The sequence below is a fragment of the Leifsonia sp. GW821-FHT13C05 genome, from assembly GCF_058806515.1.
In genome coordinates this window covers 736,712-755,352 of the sequence record NZ_JBXAPT010000002.1, presented here as the reverse complement: position 1 = coordinate 755,352, position 18,641 = coordinate 736,712, and the positions used below count along the sequence as shown (strand labels likewise).

Here is an 18,641-nt window from a genome sequence, read left to right as displayed (position 1 = left end):
CTGGCGTGGTGAAGCGGAACACCTGGCAGCGCGAAGCCGTCCGAGAGGCATTGACCTCCACGGAGGGCTTCATCAGCGCGCAGGGACTCCACCTCAGCCTGCACGAGACGGGGTCACCCATCGGGCTCGCCACGGTGTACAGAGCGCTCGCCGACCTCGCCTCCGAGGGTGAGGCCGATTCGCTGCAGTCGCCGGAGGGTGAAGCCCTCTACCGCGCGTGCACGACCGGCCATCACCACCACCTGATCTGCCGCAACTGCGGCCTCACGGTCGAGATCGAGGCGGACGCCGTCGAGCAGTGGGCCCAGGCCGCTGCGGCGGCGCACGGCTTCACACAGCCCCAGCACGTGGTCGACATCTTCGGTCTGTGCGCCTCCTGCTCCCGCCTGGCGTGAGCAGCGCATCCCGGGCGATTGGCGGGATGCACGGATGTGACGTACTATTGATGTTTGGCTGAGTGGGCCTCTCCTGCTCAGATCGTACGTGAACCCCAACATCTCCGGATTTCTGGGGTGAACCGTGCCGACAAGTGACCTTGGGCGGAGCATCCGGCTCCGCGGTATTGGAGAAAAGACAATGGCAGCAGTGTGCCAGGTGACTGGAGCCGTTCCCGGCTTCGGACACAACATCTCGCACTCGCACCGACGCACCAAGCGTCGTTTCGACCCGAACATTCAGAAGAAGACGTACTACGTGCCGTCGCTTCGCCGTAACGTCACCCTGACCCTGAGCGCCAAGGGCATCAAGGTCATCGACGCCCGTGGCATCGAGTCCGTGGTCAAGGACCTCCTGGCCCGTGGGGAGAAGATCTAATGGCAAAGCAGCAGGACGTTCGTCCGATCATCAAGCTTCGTTCGACGGCTGGAACCGGTTACACCTACGTGACCAAGAAGAACCGTCGCAACAACCCCGACCGTCTCGTGCTCAAGAAGTACGACCCCGTAGTGCGCAAGCACGTCGACTTCCGAGAGGAGCGCTAAACACATGGCTAAGAAGTCCAAGATCGCCAAGAACGAGCAGCGCAAGGTGATCGTTGACCGCTATGCGGCACGTCGTCTCGAGCTCAAGAAGGCCCTGATCGACCCCAACGGCACCGACGAGTCGCGCGAAGCGGCTCGCAAGGGCCTGCAGAAGATCCCGCGCGACGCCTCCCCGATCCGCGTTCGCAACCGCGACGCCGTCGACGGCCGTCCCCGCGGAAACCTCAGCAAGTTCGGCATCTCGCGCGTTCGCTTCCGCGACATGGCGCACCGTGGCGAGCTGCCCGGTATCACCAAGTCCAGCTGGTAAACAGCGAGACAGCATCCTCGAAGGGGTGTCCGGCTTCGGCCGGGCACCCCTTCGTCGTTCCCGCCGGGAGGTGGATGCGGTCCCCGCGCCTGCCCAAATGCTCCCTACTTTGTGAAAAACGCCGAGAATCCGCGTGTTTTCGCGGGTTTCTGATACATTCGAGGCGGTCAACCGACCAAACGTAACGGCCAGTTTGGCCTCAACCGTTCCACATAAAAGCTGTATATCCAGCACAAGGTCCGAGGAGGACACTCAATGGCTGACAAGTCGCTGAACAAGACCGAGCTCGTTGCCGCCGTCGCCGCGTCGTCGGGTCAGAGCCAGGCTGCCGTCGGTGGCGTGCTCGACGCATTCTTCGCCACCATCGCGGAGACCGTCGCCAACGGTGGCAAGGTCACCATCCCGGGATGGCTCGCTGCAGAGCGCACCGAGACCGCTGCCCGCACCGGCCGCAACCCGCAGACCGGCGCCGAGATCGCCATCCCGGCCGGTCACCGCGTCAAGCTGACCGCCGGCTCGAAGCTCAAGGCTGCCGTCAAGTAGTCTCACCGGCTTGATCGAGGGCGGCACCGCACGGCGGTGCCGCCCTCGTCGTCTGTCCGCACCTGTGTGCGGGCTCTCAGCGCGTGAGACGTAGGCTTGTCCGGTGCCCCGACTCGTCCGCATCATCGGTCCTGCCGTCCTGCTGATCGTCGCGATCGTCTCCATGATCGCGGCCCTCGCGTTCGGCGGAGGCGCTGCGGCACCCCTCCTGGCCGACCCGGGGGCGCTCGTGCGGTGGGGTCTGCCAACGGCGACCCTCATCGTGAACCTGAGTGCCGCAGGCACGATCGGCGCGCTGGTACTCGCCTGTTTCGCGTTCAGCCCGGAGAAGGACGAGTTCGGCAAGTCCCTCGACTTCGCCGCAGGCTCTGCCGCGGTGATGACGGTCGCGAGCGCGGCCACCGGCCTGTTCACGTTCGTGAGCGTCTCGAACGTGCCGTGGTCGTTCGACGAGGCGTTCAGCAACGGCCTCAGCTCGTTCGTCACCAGCGTCTCCATCGGGCAGGCCTGGCTGGGCATCACGCTCATCGCCGCCGCCGTCACGGTGCTCTGCTTCGCGGTCCGCAACCACACGGCCCTCATATTCGTCACCGCTCTCGCCATCGCGTCGATCGTCCCGATGGCGCAGCAGGGCCACAGTGCGGATGCCGCCGGTCACGACGCGGCGGTCACCTCGTTCGGCCTGCACGTGCTCTTCGCCGCGATCTGGCTCGGCGGGCTCGTCACCCTCATCGTCGCCAGGCGCACGCTCGACAGCGGCCGCCTCGTTCCCGTGCTTGAACGGTATTCGTCGCTCGCCCTGATCGCCTTCATCGTCGTCGCGGCCTCCGGCTACGTGAACGCGGAGCTGCGCGTCGGCACCCTGGCGCAGCTGGCCACGCCGTACGGCATCCTGGTGCTGGTCAAGGTGGCGGCGCTCGGAGCGCTCGGCGTCTTCGGCGTGATGCAGCGGCGCATCCTGATCGGCAGGCTCAAGGCGGGCGGCAAGCGCAGCACCTTCTGGTGGATCGTCACGGCCGAACTCGCGTTCATGGGGATCGCATCCGGTGTCGCCGCCGCGCTCGCCCGCACCGCGACGCCCGTGGCGGAGAAGCTCGGACAGTCTCCGACGCCCGCCCAGATCCTCACCGGAGAGAAGCTGCCGCCCGAACTCACCTGGGGCCGGCTGTTCACGAGCTGGAACTTCGACCTGCTCTGGGTGCTCGCGTGCGGCTTCGCGATCTTCTTCTACCTCGCGGGCGTCTGGCGGCTGCGCAAGCGCGGAGACGCCTGGCCCATCCATCGCACGGTGTTCTGGATCCTCGGCATCGTGCTGCTGTTCTACATCACGTCCGGCGGCGTCAACGTGTACGAGAAGTACCTCTTCTCCACCCACATGCTCGCCCACATGGTGCTGACGATGATGGTGCCGCTGCTGCTTGTGCCCGGAGCGCCGGTCACCCTCGCGCTGCGGTCGATCAAGAAGCGCACGGACGGCTCCCGCGGCGGTCGGGAGTGGATCCTGCTGGCGGTGCACTCCCGCTTCGCGAACGTCATCTCGAACCCGGTGGTGGCCGCCGTGCTGTTCGCCGGGTCGCTCTGGGCGTTCTACTACACGCCGCTGTTCCGCTGGGCCACCACCGACCACATCGGGCACGAGTGGATGATCATCCACTTCCTCATCACCGGCTACCTCTTCGTGCAGTCGCTGATCGGCATCGACCCCGTGAAGTACCGCCTGCCGTACGCGTTCCGACTGCTGCTCCTGCTCGGGACGATGGCCTTCCACGCCTTCTTCGGCCTCTCGATCATGCAGAGCACCGGTCTGCTCCTCGCCGACTGGTTCGGCTCGATGGGCCGCACCTGGGGCGACAGCCCGCTCGTCGACCAGCAGACGGGAGGCGGCATCGCCTGGAGCGTCGGCGAGATCCCCACCGTCATCCTGGCGATCGTGGTGGCCATCCAGTGGAGCCGCAGCGACGACCGCGAGACCAAGCGCCGCGACCGCAACGCCGACCGCACGGGCGAGGCGGAGCTGAACGCGTACAACGAGCGGCTGCAGAAGCTGGCGTCGCGGGATGGAGCGCGGCGGTAGGGGCGAGCCGGTAGGGCCGAGCAGCCCTAGTCCGCCACCACCAGGTCGATCCCGCCGTCGTCGCGGAGGGTGATCTTCGACACGGACATCGCGAACGGCTCGTCGGTCTCGCGCTGCGACACCGACCCGTCGAACAGCGATTGCACCGTCACGGACAGGTGCGCGGCGCCCTCGGAGCGCGGCATCACCCATCCGGTCTCCCCGGCCTGGATGGTCACCGGCGGGTAGCGCACGATCGACCAGGCCGGCAGTCCCTGCACCCTGTCGTCGATGACCGCTCCGAACGGGCAGCCCGCCGGTTGCAGCACCTCTTGCTTGGCGCAGTCGTCGAGGAAGTCGTGGAGCTGCGTCTGCACGACGGAGACGAACGCATTGTTCGGCTGCGCATCCACTGCCACCGGCACCCGCTGCCCTGCCGCGGCGGGGAACGCGACCGTCTCGGCCGTGAGGTAGCGGGAGTGATGCCCCAGCGAATACCGGGCGGGGGCGAACAGGAGGTAGTCGGCTGCGACGGAGAACGCGTCGGCGGGCTGCTTCTCCGCCGCGCGGGGTTCGAGGGTGTGGCCGGCGATCGTGAACGTGTCCGCGTGCTGCACCTGGATGTGCGCGACCGTCAGCGGCGTCTTCGCGAACTCCCACAGCGGGAGGACCCCGAGCACCGACCCGGTCTGCCGCACGGTGAACTTCGCCGTCACCGGATGCCCGTCCGCGCGGGCTGCGACCTCCACCAGGTGCGCGCCGGACGCCAGCTGGTCGTCGCTGACCACCCGGATGGCGGTGAGGTGAGGGAGCACATCCGGTCGGAGCAGTTCGCGTGACGGCTTCTCGGGCAGGCCCTGCGCCGACAGGGATGCGGGGGTCGGGTCTGCGCCCGGCATCGCCATCGCGGCGCGCACGTCCCTGGCGGCCAGCGCATCCACGTAGGAGGTGGCGAAACCGGCCGGGCTGTAGAACGCGCGCTGCACGGCGCCGACCGCGGCGACGAACGCCAGGACGAGCAGCACGGCCACTCCGGACCAGATCAGCAGGACACGCGTGCGGGGGCTGAGAGCGGCGAGCGGATGCGCGGGTGCACCCTCCGACTCGTCCCCACTCATGCCGCCATCCTATGGGCCTGTGGAGAACCGCCGCCCGAGCCCGGTGCCGCGTTAGAGTAGTTCGGCAGGTCGCGCGACGGAAGGGAATCGGATGGGCCGACTCTCCCTCACGCCCGAACAACAGCGGGTGTTCGAGCTGATCGAGCACACCCGCGAGCACGTGTTCGTCACCGGTCGCGCCGGCACAGGGAAATCCACGCTGCTCAACCATCTCTCCTGGAACACGGAGAAGTCGCTCGTCATCTCCGCGCCCACCGGGGTCGCGGCGCTGAACGTCGGCGGGCAGACCATCCACTCGCTGTTCCGGCTGCCGATCGGGGTCATCGCCGACCACGACATCGAGCAGAGCGCCGAGCTGCGCAAGCTGCTCAACAGCATCGACACCCTCGTGATCGACGAGGTCTCGATGGTCAACGCCGACCTGATGGATGCGGTCGACCGCAGCCTGCGCCAGGCCAGGCAGCGCAACAAGGAGCCGTTCGGCGGCGTGCAGGTGGTGCTGTTCGGCGACCCGTACCAGCTGGCTCCCGTGCCGGGCGATCCGGAGGAGCGGGCGTACTTCGGCGACACGTACCGGTCGATGTGGTTCTTCGACGCCAAGGTGTGGCAGGAGGCCGACCTCAAGATCGTGGAACTCGTCGAGGTGCACCGCCAGCACGAGTCCGACTTCAAATACATGCTCAACGCGGTGCGGCACGGCCAGGTCACCAAGGAGATCGCCGACCGGCTCAACGAGATGGGCGCCCGCCCGGCACCGGATGACGGCACGATCACGCTGGCGACCCGCAACGACTCCGTCAACCGCATCAACGCGGAGGCGCTGCGCCGCCTGCCCGGCCGCGCGCTCACTGCCAAGGCGGAGGTCAGCGGCGACTTCGGCGGCCGCACGTACCCGGCAGACGAGACGCTCGAGCTCAAGGTGGGGGCGCAGGTCATGTTCCTGCGCAACGACGTCGGCCAGGGCGGCGAGGGGCCGCGCTGGGTCAACGGCACCATCGGCACGGTCACCCGCATCGACTCCAACGTCTACGTGGACGTGGACGGCGAGATCCACGAGGTCGAGCCGGCCATCTGGGAGAAGTTCAAGTACTCGTACTCCCCCGCCACCAAGAAGCTCACCAAAGACGTCGTCGCCGAGTTCACGCAGTTCCCGCTGCGGCTGGCGTGGGCGGTCACCATCCACAAGTCCCAGGGCAAGACGTACGACTCCGCGGTCGTCGACCTCGGCCAGCGGGCGTTCAGCCCCGGCCAGACCTACGTGGCCCTGAGCCGCATCACCTCGCTCGACGGGCTCTACCTGTCCCGCCCCCTGCGGCCGAGCGACATCATGGTGGATGCGGACGTCGAACGATTCATGCGCACCCGGCCCCGCGAGGGCTGAGGCGCGCACACGCCGAACACACGCGACAGGAGACTCAGATGGCGGTGACCTTCGTGCTCGACTTCAGTGACGGGCAGCACGTGGAGACGAGCGGGAACGGCGTGATCGGGCGCAACCCGGCCGCGCACACGCCGGGGACCGAGCTGGACGATCCGGCGCACGCCGAGCTGATCACTGTGGCGGACGACGCCAAGTCCATCTCGCGGGCGCACCTGGCGTTCGGGCAGTACGACGGGATCTTCTGGGTGCTCGACCTCGGGTCGGCGAACGGCACCACGATCGTGTATCCGGGCGACGGCGCGTACGCGTGCGACCCGAACACCCGGCACGAGGTCGATCCCGGGTCGACGGTGCGGTTCGGGAACGGCTCGTTCGTGCTGCGGCGCGCGGGCGTCTAGGCGGCGGCTTTGGCCGCGGCCAGGTCTTCGAACAGCGACGTGTTGAAGGCGTATGCGACGATGACCTCGTCGATGACGCGCTCGCGCTCCGCGTCGTCCCAGTCGACGGCGTCCAGCTGGGCGCGGTAGACGTCCTTGAACTCGCGCGGCTTCGCGATCTCCGCGAACAGGTAGAAGCCGACGCCGTTCGTCTCGAACCCGAACTGGCGCTGCATGAGGGTGCGGATGATCTGGCCGCCGGACAGGTCGCCGAGGTAGCGCGTGTAGTGGTGGGCGATGAAGCCGCCCGGCCAGTCGGCGACCTCGTGGATGCGGTCGACGTAGCGCACCGTCGTGGGAACGGGGGCGATGCGGTCGCGCCAGTCCGCGCCGAGCAGGAACGCCAGGTCGGCCTCGATCGCGGGAAGGCGGGTCAGCTTCGGGGTGATGAAGGCGGCGGCCACCGGGTCGTCGCTCATCCGGCCGGCGACCGCCTCCAGGGCCTCGTAGATGAAGTAGTGCTGGGCCACCAGGGCGATGTAGTCCTCGCGGCAGCCCTTCCCGGTCATCAGGTCCTGCATGAAGCCGGCACCCTCGCTGGACCCGTGATCGGTTCGGGTCCGCTCACGAAGGGCTTCGGAGAAGGGGATGATTGCTGCCACGATGCTCCAGCCGTTCTGCTTGCTAGTTAGGGTTACCTAAGGAAGGGTGCCCTAAGTGTAGCAGCGAGGCTGGGAAACGCCAGGGTGTCGAAAGCCGGTCCGACGAAGCGCGGCTCAGTGGTGCCCGGAGTGCTGCAGGTGCACATCCACTGCCGCCACACCCGCGTCCGTGACACCGAGCGCCGGGATGGTGACCGCGCTGACCGCTGCTGCACTCAGCAGGAGCGCCAGCACGAAGCGCAGGGCGCCCGCATCCGGGTTGGCCGCCTTCCCGCGGCGCAGCACCACGGCGATGGTGGCCGCGACCGCGACGTCGAGCAGGGCGGCGACCGCGAGCGGCAACGGCGGCAGCGCCAGGACGGTCCCGGCCTCCGACGTCGCTCCCACGGTCGCGACGACCGCCCAGGCGCCCACGGGCACCAGCGCGGCGACGAGTGCCGCCCGGAAGAAAGGCGGACGGTCGCGGACGAAAGCCGCGACCGCCCACCCGAGCTCCCCTGCCGCGAACGCCACGAGGACGATCGCGGCCGGGAGGGGTGCGCTGGCGGCGAGAGCCGCGTGAAGCAGCCCTGCTCCCAGCGCAGCCACGGCGAGCCAGGCGCGGGTGGCCGCCGAGACGGCCACGCCTACAGCCTCCCCCTGAACTGCCCTGGTCATGGTGCTCACCGTGACTCGTCTCTCAGCCGGGTCAGGCGACGGCCGACGTGCGGCGGACGGTCTTCTCCGCGCCGAGGCCGACGCCGAGGAGCACGATGGCGCTCACCAGGTGAAGGAAGTGGTCGGGCGTGTTCAGCGCCAGGATGTTCGCGCCCGTGCCGACCAGGAAGAACCCGACGATGCCGAGCAGCAGGTAGACGGCGCCGACCGTGGTGTTCACGGCCTTGGCGGCGGCCACCCTGGTGAGCCCGGCGATGAGCAGCGCAGCGCCGATCAGCAGGTGGGCGATGTTGTGCAGCGGGTTGACCTCGAAGATGCCGAGGATGAGCCCGCCCTTAGTGGCGACGAAGCCGACGCCGCCGGTGTAAGCGAAGCCGAGAAGCCCGACGACGAGATAGACGGCGCCGAAGATGGTGGCGACCAGACGGTTCGGTGATGTGCGCATGATGTTCCCTCCTAGTGTGCGGCGCGGCTGGCGCTGCGCCTCATCTCCTGGTTCGGAGGATGGGCGGGAACGGATTGGTCGCCTATTCGGTGCGCGGCTCGATGCCCAGCGTCCGGCACGCCGAACGGTAGAGCAGCACGACGGCTTTGCGGATGTCCGCGCGCTCGGCGACCGGGATCGTCCACGGGATGCGCACGTCCGTCGCGTGGTCGTCGGCCGTGGCGACACGCCACGTGCCGCCCTGCGCATCCAGAGCCGTCATCGTCGCCTGCGCGGCGTCCGGCACTCCGTTGGCGCGCACGATCACGAGGTTGTCGTCCGTGTGGTCGCTGTTCATGTGGCGGAGGACGGCGTCGACGATCTCGGGAGGGAAGCTCTGCATGCCACGATCGTATGCTGCACGGTGCGTCCCCCGTGAGCGGTTAGAATCCTTTGACCAGGGACACCGAACCCATCGGGGGATGGCAATGCGACGACGAGCGAGACGGATCACCGCCGTCGCACTGGCGAGCGTCCTCGCCCTGGTTCTGGCCGCGTGCACCCCGAATGCCGGCGCGAGCTCCACGCTGCCGAAGCAGGTCGCCGGCGGCTTCTCCTCCGAGGTCACGGGCAAGCTGAAGACCGCGGTGACGGACGCGATGAAGCAGGCAGGCGCATCCGGAGCGATGGTCGGCGTGTGGGCGCCGTGGGCGGGCAGCTGGACCGACGGCATCGGCACCACGACCCTCAAGGGATCGAAGCCGGTCACCGCCGGCATGACCTTCCGGATCGCGCAGAACACCATGCCGATGACGTGCACGGTGCTGCTCGGCCTGGTGGACGACGGCACGGTCGAGCTCGACGACCCGCTCACCAAATGGCTGCCGGGGCTGGTCGGCGTCGACGGCGTCACCCTGCGGGAGCTGTGCCAGAACACCTCGGGCATCGGCGACTTCCAGGGCCAGCTGAACCACATCTTCCTCAACAACCCCACCAGGCAGTGGCCGGCGCTCGAACTCGCCAGCGACGGCCTCGCAACGCAGCCGTTCGGCAAGCCGGGCGAGAAGCTCGGGGTGTCGATGACGAACTTCGTGCTGCTCGGCATGGCGCTCGAGAACGCGGCGGGGAAGTCGTGGCAGGACCTCTACTCCCACTACATCTTCGACAGGCTCGGGATGACGTCGAGCTCGTTCCCCGGTCCGTCGCAGCTCACCGTGCCCGGCCCGCATCCTGCCGGATACTCGGTGGGCATCGACCCTGCGGGCGCCGTGGTCTGCGAGCCGATGCGGGATGTGACGCAGCTGTCGCCGTCGATGGGCTGGACCGCATCCGGTGTGGTCTCGAACGTCCCGGACCTCAAGTCGTACGTGCAGGCCCTCGCCAGCGGTTCGCTGGTGTCGGAGAAGTCGGCGAAGGCGCAGGCCGCCGGCATCCCGAACGGGTCGGACTGGCAGAAGTACGGGCTCGGCGTGCAGATCCTCGGCCCGCTGCGCGGTAGCGCGGGAGCGATGCCCGGCTACATGTCGGCGATGTACAGCGACCCGTCGTCCGGCCTGACCATCGTGGTCGCCCTCAACAACTCGACGCCGGGGCCCGCGTTCGCGCAGTACCTCGCGCAGCGGCTCGCCTCCATCGTCTCCAAGGTGCCGGCGAAGGTGAAGGGCGCGAAGGTCGTCGCCGGGCTTCCGTGGTCGGAGGCGCAGATGACGGAGGCCATCGGCAAGACCGTGCCGTGTCCTCCCGCCAAATAGTGCGCGGGGTCTGAATTCAGGCGCCCGCGAGGGCTGCGAGCTCCGCCTGCACGGGGAACACGTCGTCGTCGAGCACCAGCTGGAGTCCAGCGCCGGTCGCCCTGTTGACGAGAACGGGAGCGGCGAGGTTGACCGTGCTGCCCTCGCGCGACGGGGTGACGACGACGAGCGCCAGCACCTCGTCCGCCGTGCTGACGCCGAGGTCGGCGGCCTTGTCGTCCGGGAGTTCCGGCGAGTAGCCGGGCAGGTGCCTGGCCGCGTCGATCGTGAACAGGCGGATCTCCGGGCGCTCGGCGGCCTGCAGCGTGTACAGGCCCTCCGCGCCGGCGACGGCGGTGAGCTCGAAGTCGACCAGCGGCTCCAGGCCGGGAGGCGGGGCGAGGAAGCTGACGGCGCTCATCGGAGGAAGTCCATCAGCGTCGGCTGGAGCACCTTCGCCGTGACGGCGATCGCGGTCTGGTAGTTCACATCCTGGGTCTTCAGGTCGAGGAGGACCTTGCTGAGGTCGACGTCCTCGAGGCTCGCGCGCTGGCCTTCGAGCGAGTTCGAGTTCACCGCGAGCGTGTCCTTCGCCTTGTCGATGCGGGTCTGGCGCCCACCGATCTCCGCGTGCTCTCCCACGATGGCCTTCATCCGGTTGTCGATCTCGCCGAGGCGAGGTCCCGTGTTCACCCCGGAGCGCAGATCGCTCACGGTGTTGTCGATGAGCGCGAACACCGAGCTCGCCCCCGTGCCGAACACCGCTGCACCGTCGGAGTCGACGCGCACGGTCGAGTCTGGACCGACTCTGCGGTCGACTGTACTCCCGGCGACGCCGGTGAACGTGTAGTCGGGCTGGAACGCGACGCCGGCGTTCGAGTTGCCCGCGAAGACCGTTCGGCCGAGGTAGGTGGTGTTCGCGAGCGAGAGCAGGCTCTTCTTGAGGCCGTCGAGCTCGGTGGCCACGGCCTCCTTCGCCTCGGGAGACAGAGCGCCGTCGTTGGAGCCCTGCACCGTGAGGTCGCGGACCCTGTTCATGATCGCCTCGACGGAGGTGAGCGTGGAGTCGGCGGTGGTGAGCCAGGCGTCCCCGTTGTCCGCGTTGCGCGCATACTGTGCGTTGGCCGCCTGGTCGGAGCGGACGCCGAGGGCGCTCGCCGTGGCGGTCGGGTCGTCCGACGGCCGGTTCAGGAGGCGCCTGCTCGTCGCCTGATCGTAGAGCGCGGTCTGCCGCTGCAGGCTGGCCTGCAGGTTGTTCTGCGCGTTGAGCGTCTGGGTCGCGTTCGTCACACGGGTGAACACGGTTACCTCCCGACCAATCCGGTGTGGTTGATGAGCACGTCGAGCGCTTCGTCGACCGCGGTCATCACGCGGGCGGCACCCTGGTACGCATGCTGGAACGCCAGCATGTTCATGTTCTCTTCGTCGAGGTCGACGGACGAGTTGGAGAGCTGCGCGTTCACCGCGCCCTTGGAGGCGAGGTCGGCCAGCGCGGACTGCTGCTGCTCCGACTTGCTCGCAACGCCGATGCGCACGACGAACGCCGTCCACTGCTTGTCGACTGCATTCGGGCCGGTGCCGAGCTGGGCGATGGCCCCCGCGAGGCTGCCGTCGCTTCCGCCGGCACCCGGCGTCCCGGTAGCGATCTGGCCGATGGTGGTCGGCACGACGGACAGGCCGAGCGCGGCGGGCTTGGTGGCGTCGATCGCGAAGAAGTCGAGGCCGGTCGCGCCGCTCGGGGTCGCTCCCGTGCGGTGCAGGTCGTTCACCCGCTGGGCGAGCGTGACCGCGAAGGCGTTGTATCCGGCCGCTGCCTCAGCCAGCACTCCCCCGGTGCCGGATGCGTCTGCCGGCGCGAGCGTGGAGATCGCGCCGGAGATGGCGCCGCCCTCCATCGCGATGGCGGAGCCCGGACGGCTCGCCCACTCAAGGCGGACGGGGTCGCCTGTCGCATCCCCCATCAGCCGGGCGCCTGCGGCCTGAACGGCATTGAACGAGGTCTCGGAGACGATCGCGTTGCCGCCGATCAGCACATCCACCGTTCCGTCGTCGCGCGGGCGCACGACACCGCCGGCGAGGTTGGCGATCTGCGTGGTGAGCACGTCGCGGCGGTCCATCAGCTCGTTCGCCGAGCCCCCGGAGGCCAGCGTCGACCGGATGCGGCCGTTGAGCTCTGCGACCTGGCTCGCGGCCTGGTTGAGGTCGGTGACCATGCCGTCCACGTTGGTGCGCAGAGCGCTCCACTGGTTGTCGACGGACGCGTAGCCCTGCGAGATCTGGGTGACCAGGCTTCCCGCCTGGCCGAGCAGCACGCCGGCCGGCGCCTGCTCCCCCGCCTGGTTGGACACGTCCGACCAGGCCGACCAGAACTTCTGCAGCTGCGCCGAGATGCCGTTCGTGCCCGGCTCGTTGAGGGAGGCTTCGAGCGTGGAGAGGGCGGACGCCCTGGTGTTCGAGTATCCGGAGAGGGCCGTGGTGGTGCGCACCCGCGCATCCAGTGCTGCATCGTCGAGACGCTGGATGCCGTCGACGCTCACACCCTGGCCCGGGCGGACGCCGCCGACGAAAAGCCCGGCCTGGTTGAGCGCCGGCACGCCGGACGTCTGGACGCGCTGCCTGGTGTATCCCTGCGTGTTGGCGTTGACCAGGTTCTGGCCGACCACATCCAGGCCCGCCTTGGCGGCGACCAGCCCGGTGTACGCGGTGTTGAGTCCGCTGAAGGTGCTCATCCTGTCGCTGTCCTACGCTTCCGTGTCGAAGAGCCTGGCAGTGGATGCGCCGGGCCGGCTCTCGCCGCCCGCGCCGTACACCCCGGGGTCTCCCCCGCCGCCGGCGAGGCCGTTGATGGTCTCCTGGGTGGAGCGGGCCGCTTCGCGCAGCAGGCGCTCGTTGGTGTCGCGCACCTCGGCGATCTGGGCGGTGAGCTCGATCATGGCGGCCAGGTGCGAGGCGAAGATGTCGGACCAGATGCCGTCGGGGGCGGCCGTGGCGAGTTCGCGGAGGCTGGAATCGGGGCTGATCCCCCACTCCTCTGCGAGCGAGGCGACCTCGACGGTGCGGGCGAGCCCGACGGAGCGCATGCGCTCCATCACCTGCTCGACCTCGCGGGTCGCGTGGGAGATCCAGCGCGACTTGCCCGCGGTGAGCAGTAGCTGCTCCTCCTCGAGCTTGAAGAGCAGCAGCTCGAGCAGCTCGCGTTCCTTCCAGAGCTGCGCAGAGAGTTCACTCGCCGCCATGTCGCTACCAACCTCCTCGTGAGTCGTCGTGCGCACATGGTCCCCTTGTGTCCGCGGCGCCGGTCTGCGCCGTCACCAGAGACCATCGGCAGGTTTGGCCTCGATGTTAGGGGCGGCGGCCAGTGAGTTGGCTGGGACGCCTAGCGCTTTTCACATGAATGTCAGTATTCCCCGTACTGGGGGTAGGTACTGCCCCATAGTGGGGGCGCGACACCCCCGCGCGGAGTTACTTGCAATTGTTACCGTGAACACGAGCAAGACCCCTAGCGCCTGTTCGGCACCCGAAGTAAGTCCGGACATTCCACAGAACCGCCCGAGCACCACCCGCACCGAAACCACCGGCGAAGGCCGGACGGACGCGGGCGCTCGGCAAACCAGGACAGGGGTCGCCCGCGTGAACCGCACAGAACGCAACACGCTCGTCGTCGAGAATCTGCCGCTCGTCGGCTACCTCGTCTCCGACCTGTGTTCACGAGCGACGCACCTGTCGCGCGACGACCTGGCCTCCGCCGGCGCCCTCGCCCTCGTGCAGGCCGCCGGAGCGTTCGACCCGACACTGGGCATCCCGTTCGGGGCATACGCCCGCACCCGCATCGTCGGCGCGTTCGCCGACGAGATGCGCGCGAGCGATTGGGCGACCCGCTCGGCCCGCAAGCGCATCAAAGAGACGATGGCGGTGCAGGAGAGCCTCACCGCCGGCCTCGGCCGCACGCCCAGTGTCGAAGAGATCGCCAACGCGCTGGGCGTCGACCGCGAGACGGCGGCCGCTGCGCTGTCCGACGCATCCAGGACCGTCACCACCATCGACGAGACCGTCGAGACGATCCTCGTCTCCGACGCCGTCTCCCCCGAGGACTCGCTACTGGCCGGAGAGCAGACCGCATACGTGCGCGCCGCCGTCTCCGCCCTCCCCGACCGGATGCGCTACGTGGTCGAGGCCATCTACTTCGACGACCGCACCGTGACGGAGGTCGCGGAAGAGCTCGGCATCACCCACTCGGCCGTGTCGCAGCAGCGCTCGGAGGCGATCCGCCTCATGCGCGAGGGCATGGCCACGCACTACGCGGACGAGGGAGACCCGGAGGTCATCGAGGCGAAGACCTCGCAGGCCCGCCGCAGCGCATACCTCGCCCGCCTCGCGCAGCACGCGGTGGCGAACGTCGCGCGGCTCTCGCCGCCGCCGTCGTCCACCTCGGCACGCGCATCCTGAACTCGTCGCAGATCGTCGCAGATCATCGCTAACGGGATGGGCGCGACGGCCGATAGAAGATGTTGCAGCCCACGGACGGGCCGCACAAACCCAATCATGGAGGAATAGCAATCATGGGTATGCAGATCAACACCAACGTGTCGGCACTCAACGCCTACCGCAACCTGAACAACACGCAGAGCGACCTGTCGAAGTCGCTCGAGAAGCTGTCCAGCGGCCTCCGCATCAACCGTGCGGCGGACGACGCGGCAGGCCTGGCGATCTCGCAGGGCCTGAAGTCGCAGGTCGGAGGCCTCACGGTCGCCGCCCGCAACGCTCAGGACGGCATCAGCGTCGTGCAGACCGCTGAAGGTCAGCTGACCGAGGTCCACTCGATCCTGCAGCGCGTGCGCGACCTGGCCGTCCAGGCCGGCAACGACTCGAACAACGCCGACTCGCGCGCCGCTATCAAGACCGAGGTCGACCAGCTCACGAAGGAGCTCACCCGCATCTCGGGCGACGCGAACTTCAACGGCATCAAGCTGCTCGATGGCTCCAACGCCACGCTGACCTTCCAGGTCGGTGCGGGTTCCGTTGCCGCCAACGACCAGATCGCGGTGGACCTGTCCGGTGCGAACGTCGCGACCGTCGCGACCGCCGTCGGCGCGCTCACCTTCGACAGCGCTGCGAACGCGCTGACCTCGATCGCTGCTCTGGACACCCAGATCACGAACGTGTCGACCGCTCGCGCCAACCTCGGTGCGGTCCAGAACCGCTTCGAGAGCACCATCCGCAGCCTCAACGTCTCCAAGGAGAACCTGTCGGCCGCGAACTCGCGTATCACCGACACCGACATGGCGGACGAGATGGTGAAGTACACCCGCTCGAACATCCTGTCGCAGGCCGGCACCGCGATGCTCGCGCAGGCCAACCAGTCCGGCCAGGGCGTTCTGCAGCTGCTCCGCTAGTAGGGCCGCGGCCGGGATGCGCAACCCCAAAGCGCATCCCGGCCGCACCACCGGCTGACCCTTCCCGCACGCGGGCAGGACAGCGAGAAGACACGAAGGGAGACGCTCATGGGCTTGGCCATCGACGGGCTGATCAGTGGTCTCAAGACCACCGACCTCATCGACCAGCTGATGCAGGCGGAAGCCATCCCGCAGACCCTGCTGAAGAACAAGGTCAGCGACTCCACCAGCTACATCACCGCGATGCAGGCGCTCAACACGAAGGTCGCCGCGCTCGCAGACGCCGCGACGAAGGCGTCGAAGCCGGCAGGCACAGACCTGCACACCGCGTCCAGCAGTTCCACGGCTGTGACCGTCACCGCAGGAGTGGGTGCCGTCGACGGCACCATCGACTTCACGGTGGACAAGGTTGCCCAGTCCCAGGTGATCGTCACCGGCCCCCTCACCCAGTGGCCGGACGAGCCGCCCGTGCTCACCTTCGTCGCCGCAGACGGCACGACCAAGCAGGTCACCGCGGCGAGCTCATCCCTCGCCGACGTCGCCGCAGCGATCAACAAGGCGGGCGTCGGCGTCAGCGCCACCCGCGTCGCGGCCGGCCTCGACCCGGTCAGCGGCGCGCAGACCTACCGGCTGCAGCTCAGCTCCACCGCCACCGGCTCGACCGGGGCGTTCACCGCATACCGCGGAACCCCGGCCGACGTCACGGCGGGAGCGGCCACCAACCTGCTCACGGAGCCGGGCGCAGCCCAGGTGCGTGCAGCACAGGATGCGCAACTCACCCTCTGGAGCGGCACCGGCGCCGCGCAGGCCGTCACCTCCACCACCAACTCCTTCGCCGACGTGCTCCCCGGTGTCTCGATCACCGTGAGCGCAGCATCCACCACCCCCGTCACGCTGACAGTGGCCCGCGACGACAAGTCGATCACCGACCTGGCGAACACCCTGGTCAGCAGCCTGAACGACATCTTCGGCTACGTCAGCTCGAAGCAGGCGGTGTCGACCACCACCAACGCGACGGGCGGCACGGTCGTCACGGCCGGAGCGTTCACCGGCGACTCGACGGTGCGGGACGCGAACCAGAAACTGCTGAGCGCCGCATCCGCCCCCATCGACGGCGTCTCGCCGTCCAAGTACGGCATCACCATCACCCGCGACGGAACCCTCACCTTCGACAAGGACGTTTTCGGGGCTGCGCTCGCGGCCGACCCGGAGAAGGTGAAGGCGGTCGTCCAAACGATCGCCGGCCGCGTCGCCGACGCCGCCACGGCGACCAGCGACAAGTACGACGGCACGATCACCACCAAGATCGCCGGCGAACAGAAGACGGTGAAAGGCCTCAACGACCAGATCACCGACTGGGATTCCAGGCTCGCCGACCGCCGCTCGACCCTGGAGAAGACCTACGCGAACCTCGAAGTGCAGTTGCAGCAGCTGCAATCGCAATCCTCATGGCTGACCGGCCAGCTCGCCTCGCTCTCATCGAGTTCCTCGTGAGCCTCCTGAGCGGCACGGCCGCCAAACTCAACGCGTACAACAGGGATGCGATCCTCTCTGCCTCCCCCGTGCGCCTCCTGACGATGCTCTACGACCGGCTGGTCCTCGACCTGACCCGCGCGGAGACCGCACAGCGCGACGGCAACTGGCCGGTGGCCTGGGAGAACCTGCGCCACGCCGACCAGATCGTCGCCGAACTCGCCTCCTCCCTCCGCCTCGACGCCTGGGACGGCGCAGACGGCCTGCTGCAGCTCTACACCTATGTGGCCGACCTCATCGTCTTCGGCAACATCGAACGCGACCCGGACAAGATCCGCGAAGCCATCGACCTCATCGAGCCGCTCCGCCAGACCTGGCACGAAGCCGCGGCACTCCTCCCCTCGGAGACGGGCGGCACCCTTGGCACAGCCTGACGACTTCGCCCAGTGGGAAGAAGACGACGCACACTCCCCCACCGGCTGGGAGGACGCGCTCACCCAGATGGAGCACGACCTCCAAGGCGCACTCGCCACGATCGACCCGGTGCCTTGGCGCCCACCCATCGCCCTCGGCCCGATCCCGCCGGAACTGATGGAGCGCGCGGCGCGCATCCTGGAAGCGCAGATGCACACCATCCGCTACCTGGAAGACGTGCGCCAGACGACGGCGAAGCACCTGGCCGCCGTGCGCTCGGTGCCGTCGGCCGAGGTGGGGCCGCATCCGGTGTACTTCGATTTGATCGGTTAGCGGTCCGCGTCTCCGAAGTGCGCGGCGAGTGCTGCGGGGTCACTGATGTCGCCGCTGAAAAGCGTGCCGTCGATGAGGACCGTCGGGGTGGACACGATGCGTTTGAGGTCCGTTCCAGGAACGGGTGTTGTCGTGGCGCGATTGGTTTCGGACTGTACCCACCTGTTGAACGTGCCGTCGTCGATGCAGTTCACGACGCCGGACCCAGTGATGGACGCAGGAAGCAGGCCTTTGATCTCCGCGTCGGTGAGTCCCGGGGTGTTCTCTGCCGGTTGATGCGCGAAGAGAGCTTGGTTGAAGTCCAGGAAGGACGCGGGCGCGTGGTCGGCTACGCATACCGCTGCGTTCGCCGCCCGGAGGGAGTACTTGGTGCCTGAGGACATGGTCGTGAGAATGGCCAACGGATGGACTTCGAGCGTCGCCGTTCCTGCAGCGACGCGGGAGGCCAGCTGCTGTCCGTTCGTGGACTCGAAGGTGCCGCAGTGGGGGCAGAGGTAGTCCTGGTAGATCACAACACGCACCGCACCGCTCGTGGTATCGCCGATGACGATCGCTCCCGATTGAGTGTTCCGCGGTGCAGGTGGAGGTTGGATGGCCGCCATGATCCCCATCGTGACTGCGAGCCCAATGGCAACGATGCCGACCGTTCCACCGCCGACTGCGAACAGCCGCCTCCGCTTGGAGCGGCGACGTTCCTCTTCACGGAGAGCGCGCGCAGCGATCCGAGCCGCATCGCGTCGATCCCGCTTCGGAATCTTCGGGTGAAGGTCTGTCATCGTGTTTCCTTCGTTAT

24 protein-coding genes are annotated in these 18,641 nt (G+C 68.2%); 14 read left to right on the top strand and 10 right to left on the bottom strand.

Going from position 1 to position 18,641, the window contains the following annotated elements; genetic code table 11:
* Window positions 1–5 precede the first annotated feature (5 nt).
* The 6 genes from AC1ROC_RS10330 to AC1ROC_RS10305 all read left to right on the top strand — a co-directional run bounded on the left by AC1ROC_RS10330 (window position 6) and on the right by AC1ROC_RS10305 (window position 3,907).
* Window positions 6–395 (top strand): Fur family transcriptional regulator, encoded by a 390-nt coding sequence (locus AC1ROC_RS10330; RefSeq protein ID WP_085367415.1) that lies wholly within the window; start codon window positions 6–8, stop codon window positions 393–395.
* A 181-nt stretch (window positions 396–576) separates the two neighbouring features.
* Window positions 577–813, top strand: coding sequence for a 50S ribosomal protein L28 (gene rpmB, locus AC1ROC_RS10325; protein ID WP_018188988.1), 237 nt, complete (start codon window positions 577–579; stop codon window positions 811–813).
* The gene (gene rpmG, locus AC1ROC_RS10320) at window positions 813–980 is read left to right on the top strand and encodes a 50S ribosomal protein L33 (RefSeq protein ID WP_085367414.1); all 168 of its coding nucleotides are present in this window, start codon (window positions 813–815) and stop codon (window positions 978–980) included. The genes rpmB and rpmG overlap by 1 nt, the downstream gene beginning before the upstream one ends.
* Window positions 981–984: 4 nt before the next feature.
* Window positions 985–1,290: a 30S ribosomal protein S14 gene (rpsN, locus tag AC1ROC_RS10315; protein ID WP_492999968.1), complete on the top strand. Its 306-nt coding sequence runs from the start codon at window positions 985–987 to the stop codon at window positions 1,288–1,290.
* Window positions 1,291–1,545: 255 nt separating this feature from the next.
* Window positions 1,546–1,833, top strand: coding sequence for an HU family DNA-binding protein (locus tag AC1ROC_RS10310; protein ID WP_085367412.1), 288 nt, complete (start codon window positions 1,546–1,548; stop codon window positions 1,831–1,833).
* Window positions 1,834–1,996: 163 nt separating this feature from the next.
* Window positions 1,997–3,907 (top strand): bifunctional copper resistance protein CopD/cytochrome c oxidase assembly protein, encoded by a 1,911-nt coding sequence (locus AC1ROC_RS10305; protein ID WP_493000017.1) that lies wholly within the window; start codon window positions 1,997–1,999, stop codon window positions 3,905–3,907.
* Between the two features lie 26 nt (window positions 3,908–3,933).
* Here the strand turns inward: AC1ROC_RS10305 and AC1ROC_RS10300 are convergent, their stop codons facing one another.
* Window positions 3,934–5,004 carry a hypothetical protein gene (locus tag AC1ROC_RS10300; RefSeq protein ID WP_492999966.1) on the bottom strand — a complete coding sequence of 357 codons (1,071 nt, stop codon included), beginning with the start codon at window positions 5,002–5,004 and terminating at the stop codon, window positions 3,934–3,936.
* Between the two features lie 91 nt (window positions 5,005–5,095).
* Here AC1ROC_RS10300 and AC1ROC_RS10295 point away from each other — a divergent pair, with 91 nt between their 5' ends.
* Both AC1ROC_RS10295 and AC1ROC_RS10290 read left to right on the top strand, forming a co-directional pair.
* The gene (locus AC1ROC_RS10295; protein WP_085367411.1) at window positions 5,096–6,385 is read left to right on the top strand and encodes an ATP-dependent DNA helicase; all 1,290 of its coding nucleotides are present in this window, start codon (window positions 5,096–5,098) and stop codon (window positions 6,383–6,385) included.
* A 38-nt stretch (window positions 6,386–6,423) separates the two neighbouring features.
* A complete protein-coding gene (locus AC1ROC_RS10290; protein WP_085367410.1) occupies window positions 6,424–6,783 on the top strand; it encodes an FHA domain-containing protein in 360 nt (119 codons plus the stop codon).
* Here the strand turns inward: AC1ROC_RS10290 and AC1ROC_RS10285 are convergent.
* The 4 genes from AC1ROC_RS10285 to AC1ROC_RS10270 all read right to left on the bottom strand — a co-directional run bounded on the left by AC1ROC_RS10285 (window position 6,780) and on the right by AC1ROC_RS10270 (window position 8,908).
* On the bottom strand, window positions 6,780–7,424 hold the full coding sequence (locus AC1ROC_RS10285; RefSeq protein ID WP_492999963.1) for a biliverdin-producing heme oxygenase: 645 nt from the start codon (window positions 7,422–7,424) through the stop codon (window positions 6,780–6,782). The genes AC1ROC_RS10290 and AC1ROC_RS10285 overlap by 4 nt on opposite strands.
* Before the next feature lie 114 nt (window positions 7,425–7,538).
* Complete coding sequence (locus AC1ROC_RS10280; protein ID WP_085367408.1) at window positions 7,539–8,081, bottom strand: hypothetical protein; 543 nt, start codon at window positions 8,079–8,081, stop codon at window positions 7,539–7,541.
* Window positions 8,082–8,112: 31 nt separating this feature from the next.
* Window positions 8,113–8,526, bottom strand: a complete 414-nt coding sequence (locus AC1ROC_RS10275; RefSeq protein WP_085367407.1) for a DUF4383 domain-containing protein — start codon at window positions 8,524–8,526, stop codon at window positions 8,113–8,115.
* An 82-nt stretch (window positions 8,527–8,608) separates the two neighbouring features.
* Window positions 8,609–8,908: a DUF2470 domain-containing protein gene (locus tag AC1ROC_RS10270; protein WP_492999960.1), complete on the bottom strand. Its 300-nt coding sequence runs from the start codon at window positions 8,906–8,908 to the stop codon at window positions 8,609–8,611.
* An 85-nt stretch (window positions 8,909–8,993) separates the two neighbouring features.
* On the opposite strand from AC1ROC_RS10270, the gene AC1ROC_RS10265 reads away from it, so the two are divergent.
* Window positions 8,994–10,256, top strand: a complete 1,263-nt coding sequence (locus tag AC1ROC_RS10265) for a serine hydrolase domain-containing protein (protein WP_492999958.1) — start codon at window positions 8,994–8,996, stop codon at window positions 10,254–10,256.
* A gap of 16 nt (window positions 10,257–10,272) precedes the next feature.
* Here AC1ROC_RS10265 and AC1ROC_RS10260 read toward each other — a convergent pair whose 3' ends face one another.
* Genes AC1ROC_RS10260 through flgN form a run of 4 tightly spaced genes read right to left on the bottom strand, consistent with a single transcriptional unit; the run spans window position 10,273 to window position 13,471 of the window.
* Window positions 10,273–10,656, bottom strand: a complete 384-nt coding sequence (locus tag AC1ROC_RS10260) for a flagellar assembly protein FliW (protein ID WP_492999956.1) — start codon at window positions 10,654–10,656, stop codon at window positions 10,273–10,275.
* Window positions 10,653–11,537 (bottom strand): flagellar hook-associated protein FlgL, encoded by an 885-nt coding sequence (gene flgL, locus AC1ROC_RS10255; RefSeq protein WP_168690682.1) that lies wholly within the window; start codon window positions 11,535–11,537, stop codon window positions 10,653–10,655. The genes AC1ROC_RS10260 and flgL overlap by 4 nt, the downstream gene beginning before the upstream one ends.
* Window positions 11,538–11,539: 2 nt before the next feature.
* Entirely contained in the window at window positions 11,540–12,964 is a 1,425-nt protein-coding gene (gene flgK, locus AC1ROC_RS10250) for a flagellar hook-associated protein FlgK (protein WP_085367403.1), read from the bottom strand.
* Between the two features lie 12 nt (window positions 12,965–12,976).
* Window positions 12,977–13,471, bottom strand: a complete 495-nt coding sequence (gene flgN / locus AC1ROC_RS10245) for a flagellar export chaperone FlgN (RefSeq protein ID WP_085367402.1) — start codon at window positions 13,469–13,471, stop codon at window positions 12,977–12,979.
* Window positions 13,472–13,865: 394 nt separating this feature from the next.
* Between flgN and AC1ROC_RS10240 the strand changes: the two genes are divergently transcribed.
* The 5 genes from AC1ROC_RS10240 (at window position 13,866) to AC1ROC_RS10220 (ending at window position 17,848) form a co-directional block, all read left to right on the top strand.
* On the top strand, window positions 13,866–14,681 hold the full coding sequence (locus tag AC1ROC_RS10240) for a sigma-70 family RNA polymerase sigma factor (RefSeq protein WP_085367401.1): 816 nt from the start codon (window positions 13,866–13,868) through the stop codon (window positions 14,679–14,681).
* Window positions 14,682–14,794: 113 nt separating this feature from the next.
* Complete coding sequence (locus AC1ROC_RS10235) at window positions 14,795–15,628, top strand: flagellin N-terminal helical domain-containing protein (RefSeq protein WP_210723993.1); 834 nt, start codon at window positions 14,795–14,797, stop codon at window positions 15,626–15,628.
* A 108-nt stretch (window positions 15,629–15,736) separates the two neighbouring features.
* Window positions 15,737–17,122, top strand: a complete 1,386-nt coding sequence (gene fliD, locus AC1ROC_RS10230) for a flagellar filament capping protein FliD (protein WP_085367399.1) — start codon at window positions 15,737–15,739, stop codon at window positions 17,120–17,122.
* On the top strand, window positions 17,119–17,535 hold the full coding sequence (locus tag AC1ROC_RS10225) for a flagellar export chaperone FliS (protein ID WP_085367398.1): 417 nt from the start codon (window positions 17,119–17,121) through the stop codon (window positions 17,533–17,535). The genes fliD and AC1ROC_RS10225 overlap by 4 nt, the downstream gene beginning before the upstream one ends.
* Window positions 17,522–17,848 (top strand): hypothetical protein, encoded by a 327-nt coding sequence (locus AC1ROC_RS10220; RefSeq protein WP_085367397.1) that lies wholly within the window; start codon window positions 17,522–17,524, stop codon window positions 17,846–17,848. The genes AC1ROC_RS10225 and AC1ROC_RS10220 overlap by 14 nt, the downstream gene beginning before the upstream one ends.
* Here AC1ROC_RS10220 and AC1ROC_RS10215 read toward each other — a convergent pair.
* A complete protein-coding gene (locus AC1ROC_RS10215) occupies window positions 17,845–18,624 on the bottom strand; it encodes a DsbA family protein (protein WP_085367396.1) in 780 nt (259 codons plus the stop codon). The two genes, AC1ROC_RS10220 and AC1ROC_RS10215, sit on opposite strands and share 4 nt — an antisense overlap.
* Window positions 18,625–18,641: the final 17 nt, after the last annotated feature.